Consider the following 20,672-nt stretch of genomic DNA (forward strand, 5'->3'; position numbering starts at 1 on the left):
TTGATTTTGGCATGAAAAATACCTCCAAAGTAACAGATTTTTATATTTAATCTGTCTACTTTAGAGGTATCATATCAATTACAATTCCAGGTGGCTTTTTCAAATTGGGTGTTGATTTAGCACGGTGAAGTATGTATAATACCTGTAAAGTTAAAATATGATAACAAAGAGAGGATGACTGTCGGAAGGTTACAGATTCCGGAATGTGTACCTCATAACAATAAGCGAAAGGCAGGAATAACAAATGCAGGTAATGTACCAGAGCACCAGAGGAAAAGGAGAACCGGTAACCGCTTCCCAGGCTATTTTAAAGGGACTTTCTGAAGATGGAGGACTGTTTGTACCAACACAGATTCCGGCACTTGATGTTTCTATGGATGAACTTTCCAGAATGACTTATCAGGAAACTGCTTATCAGGTAATGAGCCGCCTTCTTACTGACTTTACAGAAGAAGAGCTGCGCACTTGTATCAACCGAGCATATGACAAGAAGTTTGACACAGATGTGATCGCACCTCTTAAGGAAGCTGACGGGGCATATTATCTGGAACTTTTCCATGGTCCTACAATTGCATTTAAAGACATGGCACTTTCCATTTTGCCATATCTTATGACGACTGCAGCAAGAAAGAATAATGTAAAAAATGAAATCGTTATCCTGACTGCGACCTCCGGAGATACTGGAAAAGCAGCACTTGCAGGTTTTGCCGATGTTCCGGGAACCAGGATTATTGTATTCTATCCGAAACATGGCGTAAGCCCGATCCAGGAGAAGCAGATGGTAACCCAGAAAGGTGCCAATACTTACGTTGTGGGTATCACAGGTAATTTTGACGATGCCCAGACAGCTGTAAAGAAAATGTTCAATGATAAAGAACTGGCAGCAGAGCTTTCCCAGGCTGGATTCCAGTTCTCTTCTGCAAACTCCATTAACATTGGACGTCTTGTTCCCCAGATCGTTTATTATGTATATGCATATGCTGCGCTGGTGCGCCAGAACAAGATCGAAGCCGGACAGGAGATCAATATAGTAGTTCCTACAGGAAATTTTGGAAACATTCTGGCAGCATTTTATGCAAAACAGATGGGACTTCCGGTGAACAAGCTGATTTGTGCTTCTAATGAGAACAAGGTTCTGTTTGATTTCTTCTCCACAGGTACATACAATAGAAAGAGAGATTTTATCCTTACCAGTTCTCCATCTATGGATATTTTGATTTCCAGCAATCTGGAGCGCCTGATCTATCGCATTACAGGCGGAAATCCTGAGGAGTGTGCAAAACTTATGGAAAATCTTTCCAAGGGTGGTGAATACACTATTACACCTGAGATGAAAGCCCAGCTGAAGGATTTCTATGGAAACTACTGCTCCGAAGAAGAGACGAAGGAAGCTATCCGCGAAGTATATAAGACAAGTGATTATGTGATTGATACACATACTGCAGTTGCTGCTGGCGTATACAAAAAATATGTGAAAGATACCGGAGATAAGATTCCGGCAGTTATTGCTTCTACAGCAAGTCCATACAAGTTTACCAGAAGTGTTATGGATGCAATCTCCGAGGGACATGAGAATCTGGACGATTTCGGGCTTGCAGACGCACTTGAGAAGCTTTCCGGGGTGGCAGTTCCGAAGGCAGTCAACGATATCCGTACTGCACCAGTACTTCATGACCGGGTAGTAGATGCAGAAGATATGCCTGCAACTGTGAAAGAGATTCTAAAAATCAGTTAAAAATCAGTAAAAAGAATTTGTGCATTTTCTGTTGAAAAACAGTATATACTAGAGTATAATTATTTTTAGAAAATGAATCCTGGGATGTGCGAGGCCCCTTTTATTTTTGAACCTACATTGACATCAAGGGAATCCAATATCGCAGTGCGGATGTCAGACCTCTCGTTGTGGTAGGCAGAAGTCCTGTTGAGGATACCCACCTAGCGGTTAGCTAGGCGTCAAAAGAAAGGGAACGGCATTCTGGGATTTTTTAGAACAGGGAGGCAGGTAATATGGGTGTTACAGCAAAGAAATTTGGAAACTTAACCTCTGGGGAAGAGATTACTTTATACCATCTGGAGAATAAATCCGGTGCATGTGCAGAAGTGATGGATTACGGTGCCATTCTTGTGAAGCTTTGCGTTCCGGACAAAGATGGGGAGCTTACAGATGTAGTGCTTGGTTATGACGATGTTCAGCAGTACGAAGTAAATGGCTGCTTCTTTGGTGCGATCATAGGAAGAAGCGGAAACCGTATCGCAGGTGCCAGATTTTCCCTTTATGGACAGGAATACCAGCTTGACAAGAATGAGAATGACAATAATCTTCACAGCGGCCCCAATGGCTTCGAGAAGAAGATTTGGACTGTTAAGAATACAGATTCTGACAAAAATGCCATTACTTTTTCCAGAATCAGCCCGGATGGCGAGAATGGATTCCCGGGAGAATTCCAGGTGTCTGTTACATATGAATTTACAGAGGACAATACCCTGCAGATTTACTATAGCGGAATCAGTGACAAGGCGACACTGGCAAATATGACCAACCATTCCTACTTCAACCTTACAGGGGAGGGAAGCGGCAAGGTTCTTGATACATATCTTACGATCCATGCCAGAGATTATAATCCGGTGGATGAGTTCTCTATTCCTACAGGCGAATATGCAGCAGTAGAGGGTACTCCTATGGATTTTAATAAGGCGAAAAAGATTGGCCAGGAAATCGAGGCAGACTTCCAGCAGCTGAAGTACACTGGCGGATATGACCACAATTATGTGACTGACAATTACGCGAAAGGCAGTCGGAGAACGGTTGCAGTTGCTTACAATGAGACCTCTGGTATTACGATGGATGTGATTTCGGATTGTCCATGTGTGCAGTTCTATGCCGGTAATTTTGTTATTGATGAGAAGGGTAAGAATGGACATGTTTACAACAAGCGTGAAGGCTTCTGCCTTGAGACACAGGTTGAACCAAATGCAGTAAATGTGGAAGCATTCCATTCACCAGTACTTGAAGCTGGTGAGAAGTATCAGTCTTTTACCGCATATAAATTTGACGTAAGAAAATAATTACAATACAGATATTTTTGTCTGGTTTTCTTCATATACTTTTGTATGAAGAAGACCAGATTTTTTTATGGATTGAATTATTTTCTGATTGTACTGCTGGGCTGGCTGCTTTTGTTTGGAAAAGCCGCAGAAATGAACAAGAGGAGTGAAGAAAGTGCCAAAAGGGAGCAGAAAGAAAAGAAAAAGGAAACTGACGAAAACAAGGTGCAACAACGAGAGCCTTCCATTCGCGTTCTGCTCACAGACTCGTCCTGGCAATCCTGTTATCACCAGTCAGTAACCATAGAACAAAAAGGAAAAGAACATACCTACACCCCGGATTCACAGGAGCTCCAGAATGATAGTCTGCTTCTGGACGGGGGAACTGATGGCATTGCGATTCCCTCTATTGAAAGAGCTCAGAATCCTCCTGTTTATTATGGAACTCTGGAAATTAAAAAGACAACGCAGGGGCTGCTGATTATTAATGAATTGTCCCTGGAAGCTTATCTGGAAGCTGTAGTCCCAAGTGAAATGCCTGCATCCTATGAAGAACAGGCATTGATGGCCCAGGCAGTATGTGCCAGAACCTATGCAGTTTGCCAGATACAGGAAAACAGTCTGGAAAAATATGGGGTGGATGTAGATGACAGCGTGAATTATCAGGTTTACAACAATTTTGGGGCAGATAAAAGAACAAATAAAGCAGTACAGGATACAAAAGGTCAGATCCTATGCCAGAATGGAGAACCGATCACGGCTTATTATTTTTCTACATCAGCAGGCAGGACAAGCACAGATGAGATATGGGGAGCAGACAGGTCAGCAGCTTATCTGAAAAGTGTAGAATGTGATTTTGACCAGAATATGCCATGGAGCAGCTGGAGCGTGGAAATTCCCTGGGAAACTTTAGAGAAACGATCGGGAAATCTGGAAGGCAGCGGGGAATTTATAGGGCTTCAGGTTATTAAAAAGAATATCAGTGGTGCAGTTACGGGAATGGAGATTGTGACGGAAAATAAAAGTATACAGCTGGAAGGCGAATATGAAATACGGCAATTTCTTTCCCCGGCAGGGTGTTTGATTACAGAAAAAGATGGAAGTATTGTGAACGGCAGTAATCTTCTGCCAAGCGCCTATTTTGAACTGAACGTGAAATCCGGTAAGGCAGTACAGATTCAGGGGAAAGGGTATGGACACGGTGTGGGAATGAGCCAGAACGGGGCAAATGAAATGGCCAGGGAAGGCTATGGCTGGCAGGAAATCCTAAATTATTTTTTTAAGGATATTACGTTGGAAGTGGTGGGGAATAACCTGTCAAAGCGGGAAACATGACATTTTGCAAGGTATTTTTGTGAACAAAGTTCACAGAAAACCCGAGAATTAAGTTTGCGCAGCAAACGCTGCTGTTTGTGCTTGTCACAGGAAGGTTCGTCTTTTTGTGCATCGCGAAGCGTTTACTGATTATGGAGTGAACAGTAATTGTTGCTGTGAACGGAAAGAACAGTAACACCAGGAAAAAGTAGACAGAAAGCATGTTTCGTGATATGATACAAAAAATGATTACGAAAATGTAACAGGAGCAATCATATGGATAAGAAGAAAGAAAAACAGAGCGTTCTCCAGCTTCTGTTCGGTTTTATGGACAGGGCAAATGGAGACCATGTGGGAGCTTATGCGGCACAGGCAGCATATTTCCTGATTATGTCTTTTATTCCGTTTATTCTGTTTCTCACGACTATAATTCGATATACACCTTTAACATACAATATGGTCAGCGAAACCATCCGGGCATTTGTGCCCCACAATATACAGAATTTTGTGCTTACCATTGTATCAGAAGTATATGGCAGAAGCACGGCGGTAGTTCCGATTTCTGCTATCATGGCATTGTGGTCTGCAGGAAAAGCCATGCAATCCCTTACGAACGGACTGAATAGCATTTATCACGTCCATGAGACCCGTAACTGGCTGATTACCAGAATGTATGCAGTTGTTTATACATTTCTGTTCAGCATTGCAATTATTGCAAGTCTTCTGCTTCTGGTTCTTGGAAATCAGATTCAGATTATGGCAGGAAAGTACGTTCCATTCCTTGGGAGAATTATCGGAAAGATCATTGGAGCCAGGACGGCGCTTGTATTTGCCGGACTGTTTCTGATCTTTCTGATTTTGTATAAAATGCTTCCAAACCGTAAAGCTACTTTTAAAAGTCAGGTGCCGGGAGCTCTTCTGATTGCAGCAGGGTGGTCCCTGTTTTCCTATTTCTTTTCTATTTATTTTGACATGTTTCCAGGCTTCAGCAATATGTATGGAAGCCTGACTGCGTTGATCATGGTGATGCTGTGGCTGTATATCTGTATGAATCTGCTGCTGTATGGAGCAGAGATCAACGCTTATTTTGAAAAACAGTTCAGAATGGCCCAGGCATCCATGAGGGAAATGCTCAGCCGCGAGCGCGATGAGGCGGAAAAAGAGCTTAATAAAGAGAAGAAAAAATATCTGGAAAAAGAGAATGAGAGAAAGAAAAAGACTGAGATGAAAGTTTCAGCTGAGAAAAAGAAGGAAGAGCAACAGACAAATTAACCTCTTGACAGATTCACTCTGATGTGGCATAGTTATAAAAGAGAAAAAGCCAGGAAGGTGTTTTTAGGAAATTATTTTCTTTCAGAGAGAGGAAGCCACCGGCTGTAAGCTTCCTTAAGTTCAGATAGTTTCTGAGTTTCGCACCGGAGCCGCGTTTCTGAAATTTCCAGTAGGAAGCGACGTGAAGCTGCGCGTTAAGCGGCGGGAGAGCCTGTATATACAGGAATCAGGGTGGTACCGCGGAATATGCTTCGTCCCTTTTGTTGGGGACGGAGCTTTTTTATTTTCACGAGCAAGAGTCAAAGTCCACGCTTGGGTGAGAACTTGGTGACTGCCGCGAAAATGTAGGAAATACGCAAAGCGGGTTTTTCGCATTGTAAAGTCCTTGGAGCGCGAGCGCTGAACAATCCGCTTTACGAAAGAAAAAATCTGCTATGTAGATATTTTCTTACCTTCCTTCCCCCCCTCATCTGGCAGATTATAAAAATAAAGGAGAAATGAACCATGGATATGAAAGAAAGACTTCAGGAACTGGCTGAGAACGCCAGAGTACGGATTGAAGAATCCGAAGGCCTGGATAAATTAAATGATGTGCGTGTGGCATATCTTGGAAAAAAGGGAGAGCTTACCGCAATCTTAAAAGGAATGAAAGACGTTTCCCCGGAGGAGAGACCGAAGGTTGGCCAGCTTGTAAACGAGACCAGAGCTAAGATCGAAGGTCTTCTTGAAGAGTCCAGACAGAAACTGGAAGAAGCAGTCAGAGAAGAGAAGATGAAAGCAGAAGTAATCGATGTTACCCTACCTGCAAAGAAATCCAGAATCGGTCATCGTCATCCCAACAGCATTGCGCTGGAAGAGGTTGAGCGCATTTTTATTGGAATGGGCTATGAAGTTGTAGAAGGTCCGGAAGTTGAATATGCAGATTACAACTTTACCAAGCTGAATATTCCGGAGAATCATCCGGCAAGAGACGAGCAGGATACTTTCTTTATCAATGATTCCATACTTCTTCGTTCCCAGACATCTCCGGTTCAGGCACGTGCCATGGAAAAAGGAAAGCTGCCGATCCGTATGATCGCACCTGGAAGAGTATTCCGTTCGGATGAAGTAGATGCAACTCATTCTCCATCCTTCCATCAGATTGAGGGCCTTGTAATAGATAAAAATATTACGTTCGCAGACCTGAAAGGAACTCTTGAAGTATTTGCGAAAGAGCTTTTCGGACCAGAAACCAAAACAAAATTCAGACCACATCACTTCCCGTTTACAGAGCCAAGTGCAGAGGTTGATGTTTCCTGCTTCAAATGCGGCGGAAAAGGCTGCCGTTTCTGTAAAGGATCCGGCTGGATTGAAATCCTTGGCTGTGGAACAGTTCATCCCAATGTACTTCGCATGTGTGGAATTGATCCGGAGGAGTACACTGGTTTTGCATTCGGCGTAGGTCTTGAGCGTATTGCGCTTCTGAAATATGAGATTGATGATATGCGTCTGCTTTATGAGAACGACATCCGTTTCCTGAAGCAGTTCTGATTTCTGGGCATCGCGAAGCGTGTAACTGTGAAAGTACTGAGCAGTTACCTTTCATAATATAAATATTAGAGTGAGAAGAGGATTAAATAAATGAATACTTCATTATCTTGGATGAAAATGTATGTGCCGGATCTTGACGTAACCGCACAGGAATATACAGATGCAATGACATTGTCAGGTACAAAGGTAGAAGGCTTCACCAGGCTTGATGCTGACCTTGAAAAGATTGTAATCGGACAGATTGAGAAAATTGAGAAACATCCGGATGCAGATAAGCTGATCATCTGCCAGGTGAATATCGGATCTGAGGTGATCCAGATCGTTACGGGTGCTCCAAACGTAAAAGAGGGAGACAAGGTTCCGGTTGTTCTTGACGGAGGTCGTGTAGCAGGAGGACATGATGGAAAAATGACTCCTGGCGGAATCAGGATCAAAGCCGGAAAACTTCGCGGAGTACCGTCCAACGGCATGATGTGCTCCATCGAAGAGCTGGGAAGCAACCGGGATATGTATCCGGAAGCCCCAGAATATGGAATTTATATATTCCCGGAAAACGCAGTTGTAGGTGAAAGCGCTATTAAGGCTCTTGGACTTGATGACGTTGTATTTGAATATGAGATCACATCCAACCGTGTTGACTGTTACGGTGTTCTTGGAATTGCAAGAGAAGCAGCAGCTACTTTTGGTAAGAAATTTTACCCTCCGGAAGTTAAAGAGACAGGAAATGATGAAAAAGCTTCTGATTACGTAAAGGTAACTGTAGAGAAACCGGAGCTTTGCCCACGTTATTGTGCAAGAGTTGTAAAAAATGTTAAGATCGGACCATCTCCGAAATGGATGCAGCGCTGCCTGGCTTCCAATGGAATCCGCCCGATCAACAATCTGGTAGATATCACCAACTATGTAATGGAAGAGTTTGGACAGCCAATGCATGCTTACGATCTCGATACGATTGCAAACCATGAAATTGTTGTACGCTGTGCGGGTAAAGATGAGAAATTTGTCACACTGGATGGTCAGGAACGTATTATGGACGAGAACGTCCTGATGATCTGCGATGGTGAGAAACCAGTTGGAATCGCAGGTATTATGGGCGGCGAGAACTCCATGATCACAGATGACGTACACACAGTTCTGTTTGAGGCAGCCTGCTTTGATGGAACAAACATCAGACTTTCTTCCAAGAGAATCGGACTTCGTACAGATGCTTCCGGCAAGTTTGAGAAAGGTCTTGATCCGAATAATGCAAAGGCTGCAATCGACAGAGCCTGCCAGCTGATGGAAGAGCTTGGTGCCGGTGAGGTTGTTGGCGGTATGGTTGATATCTGCAATAAGGTCAGCAAGCCATCCCGTGTAAAATTTGAGCCAGACCGTATCAACGGTCTTCTTGGAACAAATCTTTCCAAAGAAGAGATGCTTGGCTATCTTGCAAAGATCGAACTCACCTATGATGAGGAGACAAATGAAATCGTAGCACCGACTTTCCGCCAGGATATCCACTGCATGGCAGATGTTGCAGAAGAAATTGCACGTTTCTACGGATATGACAAGATTCCTACAACTTTGCCATCCGGTGAGGCTACTACAGGAAAAATGCCATTCAAGCTTCGCATTGAAAATATCGCAAGAGATATTGCAGAGTACTGCGGATTCTCAGAAGGTATGACTTACTCATTTGAGAGCCCGAAGGTATTTGACAAACTGAGAATTCCAGAAGATAATGTACTTCGTCAGGTGATCACCATCAGCAATCCTCTTGGTGAGGACTACAGCATTATGCGTACCAGTACACTGAATGGAATGCTTTCTTCTCTGGCAACTAACTATAACAGAAGAAACAAAGACGTTCGTCTTTATGAGCTTGGAAATGTATATCTTCCGAAGGCACTTCCACTTACCGAGCTTCCAGATGAAAGAACCATGTTTACACTTGGAATGTACGGAACCGGTGATTTCTTTGACATGAAGGGCGTTTGTGAGGAGTTCTTCGAAAAAATCGGTATGAAGAAGAAAATGGAGTATGATCCGGCAAGCGGAAAACCATTTCTTCATCCTGGAAGACAGGCCGATATGGTATACGAGGGAACCGTTGTAGGTTACCTTGGAGAGGTTCATCCGCTGGTTGCAGATAATTATGGAATTGGGGAGCGCGCATATATCGCAATGATCGATATCAAGAGCGTTCTTGAATTTGCAAATTTTGACCGCAAGTTTACCGGAATTGCAAAATATCCGGCAGTAACCCGTGACATCAGTATGCTGGTTCCGAAACAGGTGCTTGCAGGTCAGATCGAGGACATTCTTGCTCAGAGAGGCGGAAAGATCCTGGAGAGCTATCAGCTGTTTGATATCTACGAAGGAAGCCAGATCAAGGGTGGCTACAAGTCTATGGCTTATGCGCTTGTATTCCGTGATCACGATAAGACCCTGGAAGAAAGCGAGATTTCTGCGGCAATGAAGAAAATTTTAAATGGTCTGGAAGGCCTTGGAATCGAGTTGAGAAGCTGATGCTTTTATATATTGTAAGACACGGTCTGACGCCCTGGAACCACCTTCATAAGGCTCAGGGTTCAGCAGACATTCCTCTTGCTCAGGAGGGAATTGATCTTGCCAGAAGAACGGGCGAGGCTCTGATGGATGTAAAGTTTGATATCTGTTTTACAAGTCCTCTTACCCGTGCGAGACAGACTGCCCGGTTAGTTCTGGGTGGCCGTGATATTCCTGTGATACCGGATAAAAGGATTCAGGAAATTAATTTCGGGGTTCTGGAAGGACACATTATGAGAACTGGAAATACTATGGAGTCCAACTGCGAAGAATTTGATCTGTTTTTTAAGGATCCTCTGAAATTTCCGCGTCCGGAAAATGGAGAGAATATTCAGGATGTCCTGGATCGTACCAGAGAATTCTGGCTTGAAAAAACCTCAGATCCGTCTCTGGCAGACAAAACGATTTTGGTGTCTTCCCATGGATGTGCAGTGCGGGCTCTTCTCCAGAACCTGTACAAGGATCCTGAACATTTCTGGCATGGATGTGTGCCGCCTAACTGCAGCATTAACCTGGTAGAAGTGAAGGATGGTAAGGCCAGATTCCTGGAGGAAGATAAGGTTTACGCCTGAAAATATGAAATATGATATAATACCCCTGGCTGTATGAAAAAGGTGTGAAACGATTACTGTGAAGGTCGTGAGCAGTAACAGGTAACATTTTTCATTAGGCAAGGGGTATGTTTTTTCTTGTTATTATTAGAAAATTGTGATATTATGATAAAAAATGTACCATTATTAATGGAAAATTCACAAAATGCACCAATTTATTACGATGGAAGCCTTGGGCGTGCAGATTGCGGGAATGATTTTTTAAACAGCTCTGCAGATGCTATAAGCGCAGAGTAGTTGGCATTCATATATGGTGATGCCGTCGACAGACGGCATATCTATTTTGTGAAAATACAAATGGGGAGGCAGACAATGAAGAAAAAAATCACACATTCTGTATTGTTTGTTGCGGTTCTTGCAGGAACCACTGCTTTGACTTTATTTGCCGGCAGGGGGAACTTATCATCTACGATCTACAATTTCGTATTTCTGGCGGTGATCGCAGTCCTGTATCTGATCGCAATGTTTGGTGGAATGTTCCGTATGAATAATCTGAGTACGGCATTTCACAGAGCAGTAGAGGAGCTGAACAGTATGTTCAAGACTCCTGGGAAGACAGATCCCAGGAATCTTACATATTTAGGCGAGCTCTTCGATGATAAATATCTGGATCAGAAGATGGACAGCTTTACAGACAGCATTAACAATAGTAAAGAAGGTCTTGGGGATATTGAGGAATTCATTAATGAAGATGAGCTGGATATCCATGTTCATAAGAAGCTTCTGGAAATGGTTCCGGATATCTTTACCAGTCTTGGTATTTTAGGTACTTTCCTTGGTCTTGTCTGGGGTCTTCGGGATTTTCAGCCTACTGATTACAGTGCCATGACTTCTTCTGTAGAAGCGCTGGTGGAAGGTATTAAAGTAGCATTCCTTACCTCTATTTATGGTATCTCTTTTTCCATTATTTATACCTTTGGGATGAAGGGAGAGTATTCATCCATGACAGAGGAGCTTCAGGGATTCCTTGAAAAGTTTCATTCTTATGTAATGCCTACAGCGGAGAATGAGTCCAGAAATCTGCTGCTTGCAAGCCAGAAGCTGCAGACAAGCGCCATGAAACAGATGGCAGAGCAGTTTTCCGTTCAGATGGCAGACAGCTTTGAGAAGGTTATCACACCTACCTTCCAGAAGATGAATGATTCTCTGGATATGCTGGTTTCTTCTGTAACCAGATGTCAGGAGGATGCTATTCGTGAAATATCGGACGAATTTTTAAAACAGATGAACAATTCTTTCCATATGCAGTTCCGTGATTTCAACGTGGCACTGGATCAGCTGAAAAAGGCACAGAAAGAGAATACAGCTTATACTTCTGCCATGTACCAGACTATGAGCCAGAAGCTTTCTGAGACCTATGACAAGCAGGACAAAGCCATTACAGATATGGTAAGGGAGATGGGAGGTATGCAGACCCGCTACATGTCTACTGCCAATCGTATCCTTTCTGAGAATCAGGAGATCCAGAAGATGCAGCAGCAGGATTATCAGCATATTGTGGATTATCTGAAGGATGCCGAGAAATCTGCAGCTAAGTTCTGGGTTGCCTGCAACCAGGCAATGCAGAAATATGTTGAAACAGCAGCTTCTTCTATTGAGAGAGTAGGGGCTACAGGTCAGGCAAGTGCAGATCTGATCCAGGCAAACAGCAAGATGGCAGAGCAGTTTACGGCCCAGATGGAGGATTTTGCCCAGTATCAGAGACTTTCCTATAAAACAATGGAACAGGTCCGCAAGCTCCTCAGTGAGGTGACTGCAGCGAATACCAGAGATGTATCTCTGATCGCAAGCGGAAGAAATGATTCTGTAGAGAAGCTGGGCAATCTGATTGCTCAGCAGAATGAGGGACAGCAGGCTCTTCTTGAGGAAATCAACAAGAACATGAAAGAGCTTTCCAAGGCGGCACAGAAAGGAAAATTTGGCTTATTCAGATAAGAGGAGATAGACATGCGCAAAAAAAGAAAATCAGGGGATGGAGGCTTTAATATATGGCGCTCTTATTCCGATGTTATGGCCGGCGTTCTGCTTCTTTTCATACTGATCATGTCATTGACGCTTTTCCAGGCTCAGAAGAGCTACGACGAGAGTATTCAGGAGAGAGATGAGAAGCTGGCTCTGCAGGCAGAGTATACGGCTGATCTTCTTGCCAAGCAGAATACCATTGAAGAACAGGAAGGAACTATTAAGACCAAAGATGAGAAGCTGACTGCACTGGCACAGACTCTGGCAGAGCAGGAAGCCAAGTTAAAAGAGCAGCAGGCTCTTCTGAATCAGCAGCAGACGGATCTGGATGAGAAGACCACGCAGCTTAGTGAGCAGCAGACAAAGATCGATAATATTATTGGTGTCAAGGCCGAAGTTGTGGAAGCACTTCAAAAAGAATTCCAGAAAAATAATATCAATGTAAATCTGGATTCCAAGACTGGTGCATTGACACTGGATGCCAGTGTATTGTTTGACGTTGATGAGTCGGAGCTTACAGATGCTGGTAAGGAAGCACTCCGAAACGTACTTCCGATTTACTGTAAGGTGTTGATGGAGGATACTTATAAGAATTATCTTGCTGAGATCATTATTGACGGTTATACAGATACAGATGGTGATTATGCGTATAATCTGGAGCTTTCCCAGCAACGTTCACTTGCAGTGGCACAGTATCTTCTTGATATTCAGGGGGAGTTTCTGACTGAGGATCAGAGCCTGGATCTGCAGGATTACCTGACTGTAAACGGACATTCCATGGCGAATCCGATTCTGGATGCAGATGGAAATGTAGATAAAGAGGCTTCCCGTCGTGTTGAGGTCAAATTCAGACTGAAGGATGACGAGATGATCGAAGAACTGAGTAAGATCATGGCGGGAAGTGAAGAGAGTGCAGCAGATATTGCCACAGAGGCAGGCGCAGATGCAGCAGCTAATTAGTTACATATAATTTTCAAAAGCAAAAGAGTATTTCAAATTCTTAGATCAGAGAAAATGAAATACTCTTTTTGTGTTTACATTTGAAACTCTTTTAGCTGTTTGCGTGGGAAAAAAACAGCTGAAAAAATATGAACAGTTACTATGAATTGCAGGAGGTAGAGACTTCTATAGAAAATTAGTTGCAATTTATCTGTTTCAAGTATAAAATGAGAAACAGAGTGAGTTTATATCATGTTTTACAAAAGAAAAAGTACTGCTGTAGCATTCGCAGCAGCCACAGATAAAAGGAGAGAGTGAAATGTCAACAAAAATCGGACGTAATGATCCATGCTGGTGCGGCAGTGGAAAGAAATATAAAAAATGCCATGAGGCTTTTGATGCGAAAGTAGAAATCCTGCGTCAGAAAGGATATCCGGTTCTGGATCATAAACTGATCAAGACTCCAGAGCAGATTGAGAAGATTAAAGAGAGCTGTCGAATCAATGTTGCAGTACTTGATTATGTGGCAGAGCATATTAAAGCTGGTGTATCAACAGAAGAAATCGATCATTGGGTACATGAGGAAACTGTGCGTCATGGAGGAATCCCGGCACCGTTGAATTATGAAGGGTTTCCAAAGAGCGTGTGTACTTCTGTGAATGAGGTGGTATGCCACGGAATTCCATCTGAGGATGAGATCCTGAAGGACGGTGATATAGTGAACGTAGACGTTTCTACAATTTACAATGGCTATTTTTCTGACTCATCCCGTATGTTCTGTATTGGAAATGTAAGTCCTGAGAAAGAAAAACTGGTCCGCGTAACCAAAGAATGTGTGGAAATCGGTATTTCCAAGGTAAAACCATGGGAACCTATTGGAAATATGGGTCACGCTGTTCATATGCATGCACTTGAAAATGGCTACACAATTGTAAAAGAAATCGGCGGACATGGCGTTGGCCTGGAATTCCATGAGGATCCCTGGGTAAGCTATACTTCCGAAGAGAACAGCGGCGTGATCATGGAGCCGGGAATGATGTTTACCATTGAGCCTATGGTAAATATGGGAAGCGATGAAGTATATACAGATGAGGAAGATGACTGGACAGTACGCACTGAGGACGGTATGCCTTCTGCCCAGTGGGAAGTAACCGTACTGGTAACAGAGGATGGCTGCGAGGTTATCTGTTGGTAATGGTTTTGGAAGGTTGTCTTTGAAAAAAATTTGTGACTTGTTTTATGGGCTTTTTATAAAAATAATGGTTGCAAACAGAAAATAATTATAGTATAATCACTTATGTTGTGAAAAAAGATGGTCCGCTGTTACCGTGATGGGTATTAAGAACATCCAGAGAATAAGGAGAGAATAAAATGAACGAAATTATTAAAAACATCGAAGCAGAACAGCTGAAAAAAGACGTTCCACAGTTTAACGTAGGTGATACCGTAAGAGTACACGCACTGATCAAAGAGGGTAACCGTGAGCGTATTCAGATCTTTGAAGGAACTGTATTAAAGAAACAGGGCGGAAGCACCAGAGCTACTTTCACAGTAAGAAAAGCTTCCAACGGCGTTGGCGTTGAGAAAACATGGCCGCTTCATTCCCCACACGTAAAGGAAGTAGAAGTTATCCGTCGTGGTAAAGTTCGCCGTGCGAAACTGAACTACTTAAGAGACCGTGTAGGTAAAGCTGCTAAGGTTAAAGAGCTTGTTAAATAATTTCAATTGAAAATTGCTGGTTGCTGTTCACTGGTAATGTTCCGTGAAGTGCTTTCGGGAACGAAGTGAATACGAACAGTGACATTTGCTGCGCAGATGGCCGTGATGACTGTCTGGGCAGCATTTTTTTGATTATTTTTTCTTTTTCTTTTTCGGGATATGTGATAAGATAATAAAGTATCTGGCCTGAGATGAAAAAAGCGTTTTGGAACCAGACGCAGGACATGCAATTATGACACGAATGGAGTAGATATGAGCGACAGAAGAAATAAAAGAGAAAAAGAGCAGTTGTTCAACATGCCGGAAATTGCAAAACTGGAGAAAAAATCTTTTTCTGGTGCCATGGAGAAATTGGAAGACAGTAAACTGAAAAAAGTTTTGATCTGGGTATTCGAGATCGCAGTTACACTGATCTTTGCAGTGCTGACCTCCATGATGCTATTTCAGTCTGTGACGATGCAGGAGAGCTCCATGGAGCCTACTCTGGCAGTTGGAAGCCGGTATTTTGTAAACAAGCTTGCTTATAAAGCGTCCTCGCCGAAACGCGGCGACCTTATTGTATTCCGCACAAATGCAAGTGATGATGCGGCTCTTCATATCCGCCGTGTGATCGGACTTCCAGGTGAGACCATTCAGATCGTGAATGGAAGAATTCTGATCAATGGAGAGACATATAAAGAAGGCAAAGATTTTCCCGCGATCAACAATCCGGGAATGGCAGCCAATGCCATTACACTGGAAGCGGGAGAGTACTTTGTCCTGGGCGATAACCGTAATAACAGCGAAGACAGCCGTTATGGCGATATCGGACGAGTGAATAAGAAATATATAACTGGTAAGCTCTGGTTCCAGATATCCCCGAAGAAAGACATAGGGCCGTTGAATAATTAAACTGTGAGACTTTTATAAAAAATAAGTGATTGTTCAGCACGTTCGCGGTTACACGCTTTGTGGAACGGTATCTGCTGAACAGCTGCAAGAATGAGGTAAATATGAACGTACAATGGTATCCTGGTCATATGACCAAAGCGAAAAGACAGATGCAGGAGGACATTAAGCTGATCGACCTGATCATTGAGCTTGTGGACTCCAGGGTTCCCCTTGCAAGCCGGAATCCGGATATTGACGAGCTTGGGAAAAATAAAGCAAGGCTGATCCTTTTGAACAAATCAGATCTTGGAGATGAACGCCAGAATGAAGCATGGAAAGCTTATTTTCAGGGGAAAGGGTTCTATGTGGTAAAAGTAGATTCCCGCAGCGGCTCTGGTATGAAAGCGATTCAGGCGGCTATTCAGGAAGCCTGCAGGGAGAAGACTGAGAGGGACAGAAGAAGAGGAATCAAAAACCGCCCGATCCGTGCTATGGTAGTAGGAATTCCTAACGTTGGTAAGTCTACTTTTATTAATACTTTTGCTGGAAGAGCATGCGCCAAGACAGGAAACAAGCCAGGTGTAACCAAGGGCAAACAGTGGATCCGCCTAAATAAGAATGTGGAGCTTCTGGATACTCCTGGGATTCTCTGGCCCAAGTTTGAAGATGAGGCAGTGGGAATGCGTCTTGCCTATATTGGCTCTATCAAGGATGATATTCTGAATATGGAGGAGCTTTCCCTTACGCTTATTGATTTCCTTCGGGAAAAATATTCTGGTGCATTGGAGAAACGCTATCAGATCCAGGAGGAAGGCACAGCTGTGCAGATATTAGAAGCAATCGCGCGCTCCAGAGGATGTCTGAAGAAAGGAGAGGAACTGGACTATGCAAAGGCCTCTCTGATTCTGTTCGATGACTTCCGCTCTGGAAAGATTGGAAGAATCACTTTGGAGTGGGTGCCAGAAGAAGGTAAATAATATGCAGAAAATCGGAGAAATAAAGAGTGAGATCCAGGCAGCAGAACCGGGAGAATATGCCGCTCTTTTTGAAAAATACAAAGAGGATACAAGAAGTGGAGTCAGGAAGCTTCTGGAGCAGCTTCATAAGAAAGAAGAGGCTTACCAGAAAGAACTTCTGCGCACAGAAAAGATGAAGGAATTTGAGCGCAAATACGAAGATCTGGGCTATGTGTGCGGAATTGATGAAGTTGGAAGAGGCCCGCTGGCAGGTCCTGTTGTAGCAGGTGCTGTTATTTTGCCAAGAGACTGCAAAATCCTGTATCTTAATGATTCCAAACAGTTAAGCGCAAAAAAAAGGGATGAATTGTATGACGTGATCATGGAGAATGCGGTAGCTGTTGGAATCGGAATGGCAAGTCCCCGGAGAATTGATGAGATCAATATTCTTCAGGCTACCTATGAGGCAATGCGTGAGGCTGTCAGCAAGCTGGAGCCGGTGCCGCAGATTCTTCTCAATGATGCAGTAACCATTCCCGACGTGACCATACCTCAGGTGCCGATTATAAAAGGGGATGCCAAGAGTATTTCCATTGCAGCTGCCAGCATTGTAGCTAAGGTCACAAGAGACCGGATGATGGTAGAGTACGATAAAGTGATGCCAGAATATGGCTTTGCCTCAAATAAGGGGTATGGAGCTGCAGCACATATTGAAGCCTTGAAAAAATATGGCCCAAGTCCGATACACAGGGCAACTTTTATAAAGAATTTTATAGGATAATGTGAAAATTTGAAATGGCTGATGATCCGGATATGAATATGTTTTGCAGTTATGAATACAAAAGATACCTACACAGAAGTATATATGGGAGTTTTTATGCAGAAAAACAAGCGAAAAGTAGGTGCTTTTTATGAAGAAATCGCTGCAGATTATCTGGTTTCCCAGGGCGTGATGATTCTGGAGCGAAATTACAGGAACTGGCTGGGGGAAATCGACCTGATCGGAATGACTGCTGATGGATGGTTGATTTTTGTGGAGGTTAAGTACAGAAGTACGGAACGCTCCGGAAGTCCACTGGCAGCAGTGGACGGCAGAAAGCAGCTGGTGATTTCCAAGGTGGCAGTGGAATATTTGAAGAACCATTACAGAAGCATGGATGTGAGATGCAGGTTTGATGTGGTGGGAATCAACGGCGATAAGATCTGCTGGATAAAAAATGCCTTTGATTTCTGTCAGTGAGCCAGAGCCTGTTTGAAAAAATATTCCTGCAATCTGTATGCCCCACTTTGCGGTATACTATGCCAGAATTCTGTTGACGTAGCTCGCTGCGGCGCCCTTATCCGGACAAAATCTCCCACAAATTGTGACGCACATCTTGCAGAAAGCCTTTTTCAAACACGCTCTAGAGAATGAATTCTTAACAGGTTCGAGAAGAACTGTGAGATCAGAAGAAGAGGAGAATCAGATGAAGATTAAATGGCATAACGAAAATAAACTTCATATGCAAGTAAAAGAAAATAATGGAGTCACCTATCTTACTTATCCCTCTTTTGAACAGTTCCCGGATATTGTGCATTGTTTCAGTACAAGACTTGGCGGTGTAAGCCAGGGAATTTTTTCATCTATGAATCTTAGCTTTACAAGAGGTGATGAAGAAAACGCGGTAAAAGACAATTATCGCAGACTTAGTGCAGCGGTAGGCTTTTCTTTGGAAGATATTGTCACATCTGATCAGACACACACTACAAACGTGCAGCTGGTGGGGGCAGAAGACAGGGGGAAAGGTGTAACGCGTCCAAGAACATATAAAGATGTGGATGGAATGATCACCAATGTTCCAGGTGTTGTTTTATGCACCTTTTATGCAGATTGTGTGCCGCTGTATTTCGTAGATCCGGTTCACAAAGCCGTGGGCTTGTCTCATTCCGGATGGCGCGGGACAGTTGGGAAAATCGGTAAGGTGACTATAGAGAAAATGGCAGAGCAGTTTGGCTCAGATCCGGAGGAAATTTTTACGGCAATTGGTCCCTCTATCTGTCAGGATTGCTATGAAGTAAGCGAAGATGTGATTCTGGAATTTCAGAAAGCTTTTGAAGAGAAGTACTGGGAAAGGCTTTTTTATAAAAAGAAGAATGGTAAGTACCAGCTGAATCTTTGGGAAGCAAACCACATTATTTTTCTGGAGGCAGGAATAAAAGAAGATCATATTTCCGTGCCTGGAATTTGCACCTGCTGCAATCCGGAATTCCTCTTTTCCCACAGGGCATCCCATGGCAGGAGAGGAAATCTGGCAGCTTTTCTGGGCATTCTTCGGGAAAAATAATGTGCCAGACACGTATAGATGCGGTTTACGATCCATGCAAATATGTAAATATAAAGAAGCCCTGTGCCACAAACGAGATAATGTGGAACAGGGCTTTGTTTGTTTATTTATTGTCTATTACTGATTTACACGCTTCATCAGATCCATGATCTTCTCATTGCTGGAACGAACCTTCTCAACAGAAACATCATGGTTGATGATATCCATAATACTTGCAAGATATTTGCTCATATTTGCTTCCACATAGTAAGGTCTGGTAAGAAGCTCCGGAATACGGTAATTCAGGTTGGTTGTGATAACCTTGTCAATCCAGCCTTTCTCATAGTAAGCGTCAAATTTATCCATACCTTCTGTAAACAGACCGTAAGTAGTGCAGATGAATACACGGTTGGCGTGACGTTCTTTGATCTGTTTGGCAACGTCAAGCATACTTTCTCCAGAAGAAATCATGTCGTCGATGATAACAACGTCTTTGCCTTCTACAGAGTCGCCAAGGAACTCATGAGCTACGATGGGGTTCTTGCCATTTACCACTGTGGAATAATCACGTCTCTTATAGAACATGCCCATATCAACGCCCAGAATATTGGAAAAATATACGGCTCTGGACATAGCACCCTCATCCGGACTGATGATCATGAGATGATCATTGTCAACCTGGAAATTGTCAACGTTCTTTATCAGCGCTTTCAGGAACTGATAGGTTGGGAAAAAGTTGTCAAAACCATTTAACGGAATGGAGTTCTGCACACGCGGATCATGAGCATCAAAAGTGATGATATTGGCTACGCCCATATCACTTAATTCACGAAGTGCCAGTGCGCAGTCAAGAGATTCTCTCTTCTTACGTCTGTGCTGACGGCCTTCATAAAGGAATGGCATGATTACATTGATACGATGTGCCTTACCTGTAGCTGCGGAAATAATTCTCTTCAGATCCTGAAAATGGTTATCCGGAGACATGTGATTCTCGTGACCGCAGACAGTGTATGTGGAACTGTAGTTGGTAACATCTACCATAATGTAAAGATCAGTTCCTCGGACAGATTCCTTAATGATTCCCTTACCTTCACCGGTACCGAAACGCGGACATTCGCACTCCACGATAAAAGAGTCTTCGCTGTATCCCTGTGGGATATTGTCAAGGCCTTTCTTTTCTACAAGTTCCTTACGGAATTTTACCAGGTTTCTGTCTACCTCCTCTGCAAGTTCGCGGCAGCCCTCCAGCGCTGCGATACGAATAGGTGCGACAGGCATAGATTTCTCAAGCAATTCTATGTTCGGCATGATATTCCTCCTAAGTAGTATGCTAATTATCGATTCGATTATCTGCAAAAAATGGGGACACGTGTCCTTTACCTTTACAGATCTCTTCTTTATATTTATAACATTTGCCCTAAATGTCGTCAAGGAATTTATTGATTTTTACTTGAAAAATTACCCGGACGTGAGAATGAAATGAAATTTTTTGTTGTGTTTTTCGGGAAAACTTGTTATATTAAAAATAATGGCTTTATTATGCTGAGCCAGAGATGGACGATCTGTGATGTTGTATTCGGGTCTCTGAATCTTAAAATGTATTT

The 20,672-nt window shown here is 43.2% G+C and carries 19 protein-coding genes, 1 other RNA gene and 1 other annotated feature; of the genes, 19 read left to right on the forward strand and 1 reads right to left on the reverse strand.

Annotation, left to right across the window (positions count from 1 at the left end):
• Window positions 1-244 precede the first annotated feature (244 nt).
• From thrC to pgeF, 19 genes are all read left to right on the forward strand, one after another.
• Window positions 245-1,735, forward strand: coding sequence for a threonine synthase (gene thrC, locus AB5Z12_RS05905; protein WP_118578462.1), 1,491 nt, complete (start codon window positions 245-247; stop codon window positions 1,733-1,735).
• Window positions 1,736-1,808: 73 nt separating this feature from the next.
• Window positions 1,809-1,986: non-coding RNA, 6S RNA (ssrS, locus tag AB5Z12_RS05910), on the forward strand.
• Between the two features lie 21 nt (window positions 1,987-2,007).
• Entirely contained in the window at window positions 2,008-3,066 is a 1,059-nt protein-coding gene (locus tag AB5Z12_RS05915; RefSeq protein WP_173719472.1) for an aldose epimerase family protein, read from the forward strand.
• Between the two features lie 72 nt (window positions 3,067-3,138).
• A complete protein-coding gene (locus AB5Z12_RS05920; RefSeq protein ID WP_368368581.1) occupies window positions 3,139-4,380 on the forward strand; it encodes a SpoIID/LytB domain-containing protein in 1,242 nt (413 codons plus the stop codon).
• A gap of 255 nt (window positions 4,381-4,635) precedes the next feature.
• Window positions 4,636-5,631 (forward strand): YihY/virulence factor BrkB family protein, encoded by a 996-nt coding sequence (locus AB5Z12_RS05925; protein ID WP_173719473.1) that lies wholly within the window; start codon window positions 4,636-4,638, stop codon window positions 5,629-5,631.
• A 42-nt stretch (window positions 5,632-5,673) separates the two neighbouring features.
• Window positions 5,674-5,893: a binding site (T-box leader), on the forward strand.
• Between the two features lie 248 nt (window positions 5,894-6,141).
• Window positions 6,142-7,161 (forward strand): phenylalanine--tRNA ligase subunit alpha, encoded by a 1,020-nt coding sequence (pheS, locus tag AB5Z12_RS05930; RefSeq protein ID WP_173719482.1) that lies wholly within the window; start codon window positions 6,142-6,144, stop codon window positions 7,159-7,161.
• Window positions 7,162-7,251: 90 nt separating this feature from the next.
• Entirely contained in the window at window positions 7,252-9,669 is a 2,418-nt protein-coding gene (gene pheT, locus AB5Z12_RS05935; protein WP_173719474.1) for a phenylalanine--tRNA ligase subunit beta, read from the forward strand.
• Entirely contained in the window at window positions 9,669-10,280 is a 612-nt protein-coding gene (locus AB5Z12_RS05940; RefSeq protein WP_173719475.1) for a histidine phosphatase family protein, read from the forward strand. The genes pheT and AB5Z12_RS05940 overlap by 1 nt, the downstream gene beginning before the upstream one ends.
• A gap of 117 nt (window positions 10,281-10,397) precedes the next feature.
• A complete protein-coding gene (locus AB5Z12_RS05945; protein ID WP_173719476.1) occupies window positions 10,398-10,556 on the forward strand; it encodes a hypothetical protein in 159 nt (52 codons plus the stop codon).
• A 75-nt stretch (window positions 10,557-10,631) separates the two neighbouring features.
• On the forward strand, window positions 10,632-12,254 hold the full coding sequence (locus AB5Z12_RS05950; protein WP_173715520.1) for a MotA/TolQ/ExbB proton channel family protein: 1,623 nt from the start codon (window positions 10,632-10,634) through the stop codon (window positions 12,252-12,254).
• A gap of 12 nt (window positions 12,255-12,266) precedes the next feature.
• Complete coding sequence (locus tag AB5Z12_RS05955; protein ID WP_173736369.1) at window positions 12,267-13,241, forward strand: OmpA family protein; 975 nt, start codon at window positions 12,267-12,269, stop codon at window positions 13,239-13,241.
• Window positions 13,242-13,539: 298 nt separating this feature from the next.
• On the forward strand, window positions 13,540-14,415 hold the full coding sequence (locus tag AB5Z12_RS05960) for a methionyl aminopeptidase (RefSeq protein ID WP_148462611.1): 876 nt from the start codon (window positions 13,540-13,542) through the stop codon (window positions 14,413-14,415).
• A gap of 176 nt (window positions 14,416-14,591) precedes the next feature.
• A complete protein-coding gene (gene rplS / locus AB5Z12_RS05965) occupies window positions 14,592-14,939 on the forward strand; it encodes a 50S ribosomal protein L19 (RefSeq protein WP_118578454.1) in 348 nt (115 codons plus the stop codon).
• 252 nt (window positions 14,940-15,191) lie between these two features.
• Window positions 15,192-15,830, forward strand: coding sequence for a signal peptidase I (gene lepB / locus AB5Z12_RS05970; protein WP_330590334.1), 639 nt, complete (start codon window positions 15,192-15,194; stop codon window positions 15,828-15,830).
• 101 nt (window positions 15,831-15,931) lie between these two features.
• Window positions 15,932-16,786: a ribosome biogenesis GTPase YlqF gene (gene ylqF / locus AB5Z12_RS05975; protein ID WP_173719478.1), complete on the forward strand. Its 855-nt coding sequence runs from the start codon at window positions 15,932-15,934 to the stop codon at window positions 16,784-16,786.
• 1 nt (window position 16,787) lies between these two features.
• The gene (locus tag AB5Z12_RS05980; RefSeq protein WP_173719479.1) at window positions 16,788-17,546 is read left to right on the forward strand and encodes a ribonuclease HII; all 759 of its coding nucleotides are present in this window, start codon (window positions 16,788-16,790) and stop codon (window positions 17,544-17,546) included.
• Window positions 17,547-17,597: 51 nt separating this feature from the next.
• Entirely contained in the window at window positions 17,598-18,005 is a 408-nt protein-coding gene (locus AB5Z12_RS05985) for a YraN family protein (RefSeq protein WP_272111281.1), read from the forward strand.
• 12 nt (window positions 18,006-18,017) lie between these two features.
• On the forward strand, window positions 18,018-18,179 hold the full coding sequence (locus AB5Z12_RS05990; RefSeq protein ID WP_306467810.1) for a DUF6783 domain-containing protein: 162 nt from the start codon (window positions 18,018-18,020) through the stop codon (window positions 18,177-18,179).
• Window positions 18,180-18,231: 52 nt separating this feature from the next.
• Window positions 18,232-19,089: a peptidoglycan editing factor PgeF gene (gene pgeF, locus AB5Z12_RS05995; protein WP_173719480.1), complete on the forward strand. Its 858-nt coding sequence runs from the start codon at window positions 18,232-18,234 to the stop codon at window positions 19,087-19,089.
• 117 nt (window positions 19,090-19,206) lie between these two features.
• Here pgeF and AB5Z12_RS06000 read toward each other — a convergent pair whose 3' ends face one another.
• Window positions 19,207-20,376 (reverse strand): ribose-phosphate pyrophosphokinase, encoded by a 1,170-nt coding sequence (locus AB5Z12_RS06000; protein WP_173719481.1) that lies wholly within the window; start codon window positions 20,374-20,376, stop codon window positions 19,207-19,209.
• Window positions 20,377-20,672: the final 296 nt, after the last annotated feature.

The sequence above is a fragment of the Ruminococcus sp. RTP21358st1_G6_RTP21358_211008 genome (genome assembly GCF_040908885.1).
Taxonomy (GTDB): Bacteria; Bacillota; Clostridia; order Lachnospirales; family Lachnospiraceae; genus Blautia_A; species Blautia_A faecis.